Source organism: Lactobacillus sp. ESL0225, assembly GCF_003692905.1.
Taxonomy (GTDB): domain Bacteria; phylum Bacillota; class Bacilli; order Lactobacillales; family Lactobacillaceae; genus Lactobacillus; species Lactobacillus bombicola.
The window spans coordinates 20,444-31,752 of the sequence record NZ_REHK01000012.1 but is presented as its reverse complement, the minus strand read 5'-3'; the positions used below and the strand labels follow the sequence as shown (position 1 = coordinate 31,752).

General features: G+C 39.6%; 11 protein-coding genes. All 11 read left to right on the top strand.

Annotated features, from left to right (window positions below):
* The coding region (locus F5ESL0225_RS08260) for an NlpC/P60 family protein (protein ID WP_122048267.1) at positions 1-3,229 on the top strand (3,229 nt) is incomplete at its 5' end.
* Complete coding sequence (locus tag F5ESL0225_RS08255) at positions 3,219-4,016, top strand: phage tail domain-containing protein (RefSeq protein ID WP_122048266.1); 798 nt, start codon at positions 3,219-3,221, stop codon at positions 4,014-4,016. The genes F5ESL0225_RS08260 and F5ESL0225_RS08255, both read left to right, overlap by 11 nt.
* Positions 4,013-7,069 (top strand): phage tail spike protein, encoded by a 3,057-nt coding sequence (locus tag F5ESL0225_RS08250; protein WP_122048265.1) that lies wholly within the window; start codon positions 4,013-4,015, stop codon positions 7,067-7,069. The genes F5ESL0225_RS08255 and F5ESL0225_RS08250 overlap by 4 nt, the downstream gene beginning before the upstream one ends.
* A complete protein-coding gene (locus F5ESL0225_RS08380) occupies positions 7,070-7,231 on the top strand; it encodes a hypothetical protein (protein ID WP_158592417.1) in 162 nt (53 codons plus the stop codon).
* Positions 7,228-8,877: a BppU family phage baseplate upper protein gene (locus F5ESL0225_RS08245; RefSeq protein WP_122048264.1), complete on the top strand. Its 1,650-nt coding sequence runs from the start codon at positions 7,228-7,230 to the stop codon at positions 8,875-8,877. Before F5ESL0225_RS08380 ends, F5ESL0225_RS08245 begins: the two co-directional genes overlap by 4 nt.
* A gap of 25 nt (positions 8,878-8,902) precedes the next feature.
* Positions 8,903-9,202: a hypothetical protein gene (locus F5ESL0225_RS08240; RefSeq protein ID WP_122048263.1), complete on the top strand. Its 300-nt coding sequence runs from the start codon at positions 8,903-8,905 to the stop codon at positions 9,200-9,202.
* Between the two features lie 14 nt (positions 9,203-9,216).
* Positions 9,217-9,702 (top strand): hypothetical protein, encoded by a 486-nt coding sequence (locus F5ESL0225_RS08235; RefSeq protein ID WP_122048262.1) that lies wholly within the window; start codon positions 9,217-9,219, stop codon positions 9,700-9,702.
* Positions 9,702-9,863: an XkdX family protein gene (locus F5ESL0225_RS08230; RefSeq protein ID WP_199716468.1), complete on the top strand. Its 162-nt coding sequence runs from the start codon at positions 9,702-9,704 to the stop codon at positions 9,861-9,863. Before F5ESL0225_RS08235 ends, F5ESL0225_RS08230 begins: the two co-directional genes overlap by 1 nt.
* Before the next feature lie 56 nt (positions 9,864-9,919).
* On the top strand, positions 9,920-10,276 hold the full coding sequence (locus F5ESL0225_RS08225) for a hypothetical protein (protein WP_122048261.1): 357 nt from the start codon (positions 9,920-9,922) through the stop codon (positions 10,274-10,276).
* A gap of 3 nt (positions 10,277-10,279) precedes the next feature.
* On the top strand, positions 10,280-10,630 hold the full coding sequence (locus F5ESL0225_RS08220; RefSeq protein ID WP_122048260.1) for a phage holin, LLH family: 351 nt from the start codon (positions 10,280-10,282) through the stop codon (positions 10,628-10,630).
* On the top strand, positions 10,596-11,141 hold the full coding sequence (locus F5ESL0225_RS08215) for a peptidoglycan recognition family protein (protein ID WP_158592416.1): 546 nt from the start codon (positions 10,596-10,598) through the stop codon (positions 11,139-11,141). Before F5ESL0225_RS08220 ends, F5ESL0225_RS08215 begins: the two co-directional genes overlap by 35 nt.
* The last annotated feature ends 168 nt before the right edge of the window (positions 11,142-11,309 follow it).

The window sequence follows — 11,309 nt, the reverse complement described above, 5'->3', positions numbered from 1 at the left end:
TCAAGCATTAACTAATGAAATTTTTGCTTTCGGTAAAGCTGGTGGTGCTACTACACAGCAGATTATAGGAGCTAGTGGGAAGCTAACTAGACTATTTTCGAGTGCCAAAGTAAACCTATCCAAGTTCAATATGAGTTTCAAGGACTTGCCAGGTTTAAAGGATGCCATTCAACGAGCCTCAGGTATGACTAAGTCAGCCTTTACTCAAGCCCTAAAAGACGGCAAAATTTCTGGCGACAAACTGAAAGCATTGATGGTAAAAGCCGCTAGTGAGTCAGGAGAAGCTTGGTCTAAATATGGCGAAACCGCAGAAGGTAAGCTTGCCAAAGCACAAGGAACATGGACTAATTTTCAATCGGCAGTTATGAAACCGATTGCTACTAGTGCATTAGACGGGCTTTCAAAGGGTCTTGATGCTATCACTGGCAAGAATGGGCAGCTTAATGCCACTGGTAAACACATACAGAGTATAGCAACAGCTTTAGCTACTAATGCTGGTAAAGGGATAGTAAGTACAATTGAGTTTATTGCTAAGCACACCACGGCAGTAAAGATTTTTGGTACCACCCTAATAGGTGCAATCGCTGGTGCAAAGCTAATCCAAGGTATTGCAGCTACAGTTAGAGGATTCCAAACCATAACCACAGCAATTAAAAGTCTGACAATTGTACAAAAAGCTATGAACCTTGTATCAAACATGAATCCATGGATATTGGGTATTACCGCGGTTGTCGCAGGAGTTACCTTGCTTTATGCAAAGTGCAAACCTTTTAGAGAATTTGTCAACGGACTAGCTAAATCTGCTGGTAAAATGTTTGGCGCTATTGGCAAGCAACTGGGTAAGTTTGGGAAAACTGTGTCTAGCACATTTAGCGGAATTATTAATTGGGTAAAAAAACACTGGGCTGGTTTGACAGTTTTACTTGGTGGTCCAATTGGTGCAGCTGTCGTTTTAATAATCAAGAATTTAAAGCCAATTAAGAAGACAATTACTAATGTCATTAACTGGTTCAAATCGATACCTAAAAATGTAAAGAAATTCTTCAATTCCGTTGTAAGCCACATAAGTAATGCGTGGAAATCTATAAAAAAAGGCTTCAATAGCTTTTGTAAAAGCTTTAAGGATGCTTGGAATAACTTCTGGAATGGAATTAACAAATTCTTCAAGGGTATTTTCAGCAAAATTAGTGACACTTGGACTAGCTGGACAAAAGGCATTAACTCAGGTTTATCAACATTTAGCAAAGGCTTTAAGTCAGCTTGGACTAATTTGTGGAATGCAGTTTCAAGTTTCTTTAGTAATGCGTGGAAGACGATTAAAAAGCTTGCTCAGGACGGAATGAATGGGCTAATTGATATTGTGAACGGTGGTATAAAAGCCGTTAACTCAGTAATCCATGCCTTTGGCGGTAAAGACAAGACTATCAATTTATTAGGACACGTCAAATTGGCTAAAGGTACTACTGATATTTTCAAGAACCTTTCAAGCCCAATAACTAAACCAATTATGGCAACACTTAATGACGGTAATGACTCCCCACAAACCCAAAATAAAGAAATGCTTATTCACGCTGACGGTTCAGCTGGCATTATTCAAGGGCGTAACACTCAAGCCTTGCTTATGCCTGGTGACAATGTTATTAACGCCCGTGATACAGCGCTATTAATGGGCATGATGGGTAATTACCACTTTGCAGGTGGCACAATTGGCAACATTTTCGGCAGTATTGCTAATAATGTTGGCTCTGCTTTCAATGGTGCAGTCAATTGGGTCAAACAAACCGCTGGTAACCTCAAAAAGTATTACGACTTAGCAACCAAGATTGTCTCACACCCTATCAAGTACATTGAGTCACTGTTTTCATGGACAAATCCAAAAGGTGTGGCTGGTGCTATGGCTACTATTGGTAAGGGTGCTTTCAACAAAGTTTTAGCCAATGTAAAAAACTGGTGGACAGCCTTATGGGGTATGGCTTCCAGTAACCTAGACGGTGGTGGTACTAGTTCAGCCTTACTAAAAGCCGTTGAAAAATACGGAGAAGGCAAACCATATGTATGGGGTGCAACTGGTGCCGACAGTTTTGACTGTTCAGGACTGGTAATGTACGCACTCAAAAAGGCTTTTGGTATTAGTTACCCGCACTTCTCAGGTGCACAATATGCCCAAACAACACATATATCTAAATCAGAAGCCAAGTCAGGCGATTTAGTTTTCTGGGGTGACGGTGGAAGCGAGCATGTTGGTGTATATGCAGGTGGAAATAAGTACTTTTCTGCTCAATCGCCTTCACAAGGAATCCATATGAACACACTTGATAGTGTTGTTGGTAAAGGCTCTCCTAAGTTTGGGCGAGTTAAAGGGCTAAATCAATCAACTGATACAGATGCGAAGGCAACTAACGGATTACAAAACTTTGTCAAAAATGAAGTTGGCAATGGCTTTTTCAAATTCATTGAAAAACTTGGTTCCATGTTTGGTGAACACATGGCAGACCCCGCTGGAGACGGAGTAGCTCGTTGGAAAGACACAGTTATTAAGGCATTAAAGGCTAATGGGTTTAGTGCTACACCATTTCAAGTTCAATCATGGCTGAGAGTAATCGCCCGTGAATCCAATGGGAACCCTAAGGCAATTAATAATTGGGACTCAAACGCTAAAGCAGGTATTCCATCTAAGGGACTAGCACAAGTTATACCTCCTACTTTTGACAAATATAAGCAAAACTCTAGCGCCAATATATATAACGGATATGACAACCTTTATGCAGCTATCAATTATATGAAGCATGTGTACGGGAGTAATAGTGCTGCTTTTGCACGTGTTGCAGGTGGAGCATATGCTAATGGCGGATTATCCTTAACTGAAAAACTAGCCCATATTTCCGAAAACAATAAACCAGAAATGATAATACCATTAGACCCTTTGAAACATAACCGTGCCGTGGATTTATTAAACCAAACAACCAAAATTGTAAAGGGTAATGACAATACTAATGACAACAAAAAGGTTGATGAGACAAATCAATTGTTATTAACGATTGTCACATTACTAGGTTCCATTGTTGACAGCGATAAGCTTGACCAGATAACCATGTTAATTCAGACGCTAAGTAATAACCCCGTTAGCGTTGATACAAAAGTACAATTGGACGGTAAAACTTTAGCTAAACAGTTAGAGAAATATCAAGTTCGTAAATCAGTAGGAAGGAGGAATAATTATGCGTTCTAGTCAGAAGGGACAGCTTATATATCATGACCATAGTTCAGCCGATTATGGAATTTATGTGGAATACCCCCTAACTATGCCTACACCGCAATTAGATATAGCCATGACTCATATAAACGGCAGGAATGGGGACTTGATTCAGAGTTATCAATCCTTTAAAAATGTTACTCTTTCAGCTAATGTTACTGTCTTTAAACCTAGGCAGTATGTTGATTTGTACCAATTACAAAGAGCAATTAACGATTGGCTAATCGGCTATGATTATGATTACCTCAAATTCAGCGATAATCCAGAATGGTTGTGGGAAGCGATTGTGACTACACCACCAGTTTTAACACCACTAATCGAGACTCATGCAGAGGAAGAGCTTACTGGCACAATCACATTTGATTGTAAACCGCTCATGACAAGGACAGACTCAATCCATTGGCAACAAGTTGGCAATATAGATGTTGGAAGCCAGATTATGCAAACCACGATATACAACCAAACAAACATACCTGCCTTCCCCGATTGGCATCTTAAAACAGACGGTCAGTCAAGCGGTAATTGGGCGATAACTGTTAACGGAAACACATGCTCTATGAGTAATATTGAGAGCGAGATATACATAGATGGAGAGAATTGCCAAGCCTATAAGTCGCTAGATAATCCAGTCAGTCTTAGTAGTTCAGTGCAGTTCTACAATAATGACGCCCCGATATTAGTACCTGGCGAGAATGTAATTCAAATAACTGGCGAGCATATAGGATTAATTGAGTATAAACCGAACTGGAGGCGCTTAGCATGACAAATTATTTACGTTATCCGATACTCTTTGAAAATGCTACAGATAACGACAAGACTAATGGTATAGGTGCTTTAGTTGACTGTCTATCTTGTCAGGTAGTGCAGACTGTTAACACCATACCCACATTAAGCCTTACCTATAAGGCAGATGGCAAGCTTGCCAAAGAATTAAAATCAGGCAGGATAATCATGGTTGATGCCAGCCCCAATTTATTAAGGCAGAAGTTTAGGATTCAAGAAGTATCGAAGACACTTGATGAAATAACGGTTCAAGCAGTTCATATAGCCAGCGATTTCACAAACCGTGTCATTACAAAAGATATAAGCTTACCTAATTTGTCAGCAAGTCAATGTTTCAAGGAATTACAAAATGCAATGCCAGGACTTGAAGCGATAAATGGTGTGGAATTTACCACTGATATAACCGACTTGGCTAACATTAACTATAGTGTTGACCAGAATAGTGATACTTCAAGCATTTTGATGGGTGCTGACCAAATTGGAGACGAACCTACTCAATCAATGCAGTCGCTATATAAAGGAAAGTGGATTTTTGACAATTACAAGTTTAAATTTTTGAAAAACCCTGGCAAAAACACCAATCAAGTAATAAAACATGGTCGTGATTTAGGCTCAATTTCAAAGGATGAGAACATTTCTCAAATGTATACGGGAATTTTCCCTTTTGCCAAATATACACCTACCCCGAAAAAGCCTTTGCCTACAGATATGACTCAAGCAGGTGTCCCTTATGATGGGCAAGGGACTGTTCAATACTTGGGTTCAGGAGACTTAACCACATATGATAGTCCCTATCCAGGTCATAATCCAATCGGCAGTGTGGCTAATGGTGCCAAGCTAAAAATCATGCGTAAGTTAGATGGCAGTAGTGACCCTGCACCAATGAATAATGATGATTGGTACATGTTGTCTAACAATGCTTGGGTAGACGCTGCTTTTATAACCTTTGACAAGTCAGGAGATTATGTAATTAATGCTGGTAATGGACAAGGTCATATTACAGCTGGTAAAGACAGTAAGGGTATTAGTTACCCTGCTAGTGGGACAGCCACAGTAGGCATTGATGTGGTGCATTGCTACTATTCCCCATTTTTAGGTAGTTCTCATTACAGGACAGGAGATAAGTACAAAATTGGGCAACGAATTAGTTATTCTCAAATTGCAATAGACGAAAACGGCAACAAGTGGTATAAGGTTGGCTCAAATTCTTGGGTATATGGACCACACCTAAGGTTTGATACAGCAGGCGATATTGCCTATCAACCAGCTACTGGGCGTGTATGGATAAAAGACAACAGTCCCGTATATACCAAGCCTGGTACACCAATGACAAGTCCGATATATCCGACTCATGGTAATCCTAAGCCCTTAACTATTAGTGGCGGCTATTACAATATTTTAGGGCAGGCAACGGCGGATGGAGTTCAATACTACAAGTTGGCGACTAACAGATGGGTCAAGGTAAGTAGTTGTGATTGGTCAAAAAAGAAAGCTAAAAAACCTCAAACACCTAAAGATTACGTTGACCATGAAATTAAAACTAATGGTTCAATTGAGTTGCATGATAGACCAGGCGGACAAGCAATTGCAGCAACTATTCCTGTTGGTACTCAATTAAAGGTATTAGGTACGGCAGACGTCAATGGGGAAAGCTGGAGTCAAGTCTCCTACAACGGACAAACAGGCTGGGTACTAAGTAGCTCAATTGATTATTCTGCAGATGATGATGTGCCACCAGATTGGGGTAGTGGTAACAGTGATTCTGATGATGAAACAGAGGAAGCACCTCAGCAAGAAATTTTAGTCACATTGCCACAAACCTTTATATACGCGGAGAATTGGATAGGAAAAGAACACCAAAAGCTTGCCACTGTTGACTTATCGCAATATTGGAACCCCGATAATGACAATACAACAGGGCAACCTACTCAGGCAGATATAGACCAACTAACTTCACTAGCACAATCTTACATGAAGCAAAATCGTATAGGACAACCAGACCCCTCATGTACTTTGACTGAAAATGAGGTTGGAAAAATAGACCAGGCTAATCTATATGACACGGTGGGAGTCGAATATGATGAAATTGGCATCCAGCTAACAGCCCAAGTAACCAGCACAACTTTTAACGCACTAGCTCATCGATATATAAGTAAAACAATCGGCTCATTACCCGTAAGTTATGACCACGTTCTGCTTAAAACAGCTAATACGACAACTAATGCAAAATTTAGTCAAGCAACAACACGGATAGACAGGGTTAATGATTTTGCAGGTAGGATTAACCAGGGGCTTAAAGCAGAAGGTGCGGACAGAGAGCGAGCCTTCGATAAGCTCAAGACCGACTTGCATGACCAGAAGGAAAAACTTGATGACTTTGAAGGTCACATGCAGAAAATGGGAGTAGAGGTTCAAGAATTTGGTGATTGGATAGCCAAAGGTGGTACTGACAATGCCGTACTCTATCCTAGAAGCCTAGACGGAACTAAGACCTGGAAAGATGTAGTGGAAATTGCTGCAGAGGCTTCTGACCACAAAATGGTATTCAACAACAGGGGTATTGGTTGGTACGACAGTACTGGTGGCTTTCACGCTGGCTTGGGGTGGAGTTCAGATGGTGGTGGTAAACTTTTTGTCGATAAAGCTATTATTCCAGTTATAGATGCCAGCCATATAGATGTAGACACTATTCACGCTCTAGGTACGATAGAAGGCTCTCTAGAGGTTAGCAAAGAAGATAATTCCTCAAAAATTGTTATTGGTGTCCCCTCTAATGATGATACACAGTTTGGTATTTCGATTGGACAAAACTTATGGATAGAGTCTACTGGTATAACCACACCAGACTTAACAGTTAACGGGGTAGGTAGCTTTGTGCAAGTTGATGTAGATGGCATTATTACTATTACAAAAGATGGCATTACAAATAATAATAGTGGGCACGTTATGTGGTCAAATTCAAAATACAACAATCTAGGGGAATACATTAATAATCACATTAAATCGTCAGCTATCATAGGAGGTTCGGTATAAATGCTGGAAAAATTAGTCGCTGAAAATCTGATAACTATCATAGGCAATCAGGCTATTCAGATGGCACAGCTGCGTGCAGCAAATGAGTCACTTAAAACGGAAAATGAACAGCTTAAAAAATTAGTGGCAGATAAACCCAAGGAAGAAGGCGATAGCAAATGAGTATACCGCTGTTAACATTACAAACAGATAAAAATACTACCTCAGTTGATGTAGACAGAATCACCATCAGACAATCAGAAGGTGGCTTAATTTTAAAGGCAAACCTAGTAAGCTCAACAGGTTCAGCCTATGATTTGACCAACTGTAAAATTTCATTCGGCGAAAATAAGAACGGCGGCAAGATGGTGGCGGATGATAACATTCAGGTTATCAATGCCAAAGCAGGACAGATAAGCTATAAATTGCACACTTCCGTTTATCAAGAATCAGGCTCTGCTTGGTTTGAAATCGAAGACGATACCAACAAACTGATTGATACCACAACAAACTTTTTTATCGAGGTACTAAAACAGGCTGACCTGCCAACAGAAAATGAAAACTATTGGAGTAAGGCTGAGTTAATGTTGACCCATGTGCAAGCCTACATGAACAAGACTAAAGCCGATTTAGATAAATATGAGGCAGACAATAAGGGCACAATAGACAGATTAGTAAGCGATACTAATAATACCTTGCAAGCTTATAAGGACAAACTCGCTGACTACAATGCAAAATATCAAAACCTAGAAAACGCCTGGAACAGTAAGCTAACTCAGCTAGATGCTAAAGCAACACAAGATTTTAAGAGTCAAAGAGATAATTTTAACGCCCAATTTGTGCAATTTGAGAATGATTTAAAATCAGATTTAAACAACAAATTGGGTGCTATTAGTACCCAAGTAAATCAGCTACAAAATAACACTCTGCCAGATTTAACCAGTAAAGCCAATGCCATTAGTACCAAACTAGACCAGATTAAGACTGATTTTAACAAGATTGACTTTACTAACTTTGTTACCAAAAATGACTGGAATGCCTTGAATGGCAAGGTTACTGGCATGTACGACAACGCCACGATTGACAGAAAGTTAGCAGACGCAGGTAAGCTTAAAACTGTAAATGGTCAAGCGCCAGACGGGTACGGCAACGTCAATATTAAGATACCAAGCGATTATGTGAAGTCAGTGAATGGGGTAACACCAGACGGGTACGGCAATGTAACTGTTGATTCAGGCGGTGTAAAAAAGGTTAACGGTAAGTCCCCTAATAATGGCAATGCTTTAGTATCTATGTATGCTGCAAACTTACTAAAAGGCACAACTGAACAGCCCCGAGATATACCACCCAACACAGCAACTGACGTTATCCATCTTACAACTGAAGCCTATACTAAGTACACAGTTGCCGTAGATATTGACTATACTGCTTTTTCAAGTGGTTCTGCAGGCTGTAAATTGCAAGTAAATAACGGTGGGGGACTAGTAGACAGTGCAACAATTACAGCGGGCTCTAAAGGCAGAGTAAGCGTAACCTTTACGACACCTGCTAGTTGCTACTGGGTAACGGTTTTGCTCACTAGCAACAGTAGTTATACTGGTAAATACAGTTGTATGAAAGCTAGTCAGTGGCAAGATGCAGATACACCCCCAGAAATGACGTGGGTGCCTGCGATTGAAGACTATAGGTCAGATATATCAGTGTTGTCTAGTAGGATAGACTACCTGCAAAATAAGATTAACAGCAGCCTGCAAACTTACAGCGCTTCTGACTATGCCAGTGGTGTTGCCTACTCAAAGTCACACCCCAATGTTTTGGTGCTTATATAAGTGCTTATATATAGGAAGGAAAATAATGTTACTTAACGGTAAGGATGTTAAAACGCTAGCTATTAATGGAGCTCGGTTTGACTACAGTTTGACGGGTAAACATGTACGCATAAAAAGAACAGTAAAGTCGAATAACCACATTACAGAGGACGGCACACTAAGCTATGATGTTTATCATGACATAAACATGGGTGGCGAGGCTACTGGATTTATTATTTTGACCACCTATAAAAATGCTGTTTACATTATCCCCACTAAAGATAACGCCACTTATCAAAATTGTGAGAGTTGGTTGTCTTTAGATGACGTAGAAATTTTAGACTAAAGGAGTTAAAAAATATGACTGACTTAGAACAACAAATACAAGATAAGCAGAAATTGCTTGATGAAAATGGTATGTGGCAACAGATGGGATACCTTTCAAATGATGAAATAGATTGCGAACCAATTTTACTTTTCAAAAAACATGATGTTGCGCCCTTTCCTATAGTTCTAGAGGCGCCAACTGGACTAAAGTGCCCTAAATATGACTGGAACCAATACAAGTGGGTAGAAAATGACCCCAATAGTCAAGGTGCACAAATAACAGCACTAAAAGAGCAATTAGACACAACCAAACAAACACTTACAGCCGTGCAAGAGCAACAAAATTCAGTATCAAAAGAGACTAGTGGTGCCTTGGACAAAATTCAAGCTACTCAAGAAAAACAAGCGGAAGCCACAGCGCAACTACTCCAAATGTTAGCACCAATTTTAGCAAGTAAGCCATCAGTGCCGAATATACCTAATGTGCCTACATCAAACACAAACGGAGGTGCTAACTAATGGATACACATGAAATAATGGTCAATCTTGTCAAGTTTTATTATGGCTTTGGTTGCTACACCAATGATAATGTTGCTTATTTTGTTCGCTGCAATTCAATTAATGCAACTGATTACAAGACAATCACAGGACAGGATTATCCAGTAAGTCAAACAGTATAAAAAAGAAAGAGTGATAAAAAGTAGTGTTACATTTCATAAGTCTTGATTGGGAGTACGTGTTTGACTTTTTGGCATCTGTTGGATTTTTTGGCTGGATTGCTCAATTAATCAAAAGCTACTACACCAAGCATAAGCAGAGGAAAAAATTGGAAGACCAATTACCCTCAATTATCCAGTCAATTCAAGAAATTCAAGGTGTTGTAGACTCTTTGAAAACAGGAGAGATAGAAGCTCTTCATTCAGATTTAGATGAACTTGGCGCAATTATAGATGAACAAGGCTATCAAACTGAACAACAATGCAACAGACTAAATCAGATATATAATACCTACCACAATCTTGGTGGTAATGGCTCAGGCACAAAGTTATACGAGCAGGTTTCAAAGCTACCAATCAAAAGCAAGGAGAATTAAAACATGACAAAACTAATCTTTGACACGGTATATGCCGTGTTATTTTTATTGGCAATTTTAGTTGGACTGTATGCAAGTAAGCATGCCACAAAAAACAAGGCATTACTCTTCATAGAAGACTTAGCGCAAGCATTTGTCCACCAGGCTGAAACTACTGATTTAAAGGGGGAGACTAAGATGGACAACGTTATTAGTGGCGTTGAAGATGCCTTAGTCAGTCATGGTATAAAAGTGGATGCCACGATTGAAGCTGTTATTAGAGCATTCGCTGAAAAAGAAGTCGCAAAAATGAATGCAGGTAAAAAGGAGGATGCCAAAGTTGAAGATAAACAAGAAGTACAGCCTAGCAGATAATGAGGGTAGCTCACAATTAGCTACACCAAGATTCATTATTGCTCACTCAACAGCAACACCAAATGGGGAAGCTTGGGCGATTGCGCACAACATGAAAACAAGTGTTAACACTAGCCAGACTTATGTTCACTTTGTCATTGACGACCACTCAATTTATCAAGTAGGCGAGTTGGGTTATGTAGCATGGGGAGCAGGCAGTCCTGCAAACGGTATGGCTCCTGTTCAGATTGAACTTTGTGAGTTCAGTAATCACAGGCGTGCATTAAAAGCTTACAAACACTATGTAAATTGGCTAAGATGGTCAGCTAAAAAGTATGGCATACCGCTAACCTTAGACACTAACTCATACAGAGGTATCAAAACACACTCATGGCTTGTGCAGCACGGATACAGCAATACCGACCACGTTGACCCATGGCAATATCTGCCAAAAATTGGCATATCAAAAGCAAAGTTTGCTAAAGACTTAACTAAAGGTTTTAGCGGTGCCAATATTGCATTAACTAAATAGTTGATGTATACTTATATATATATGAATGCGATATAAATTAAATTTTTATTGCATGATATAATTCCTTTTTAAGGTCACTCAGATTAATTTCTGGGTGGCTTTTTTTTTTGCTTTAATTTCAAGTGGTATACTTTGTGAATTTTATTTTGGACGAAAAAAAGAACCCTA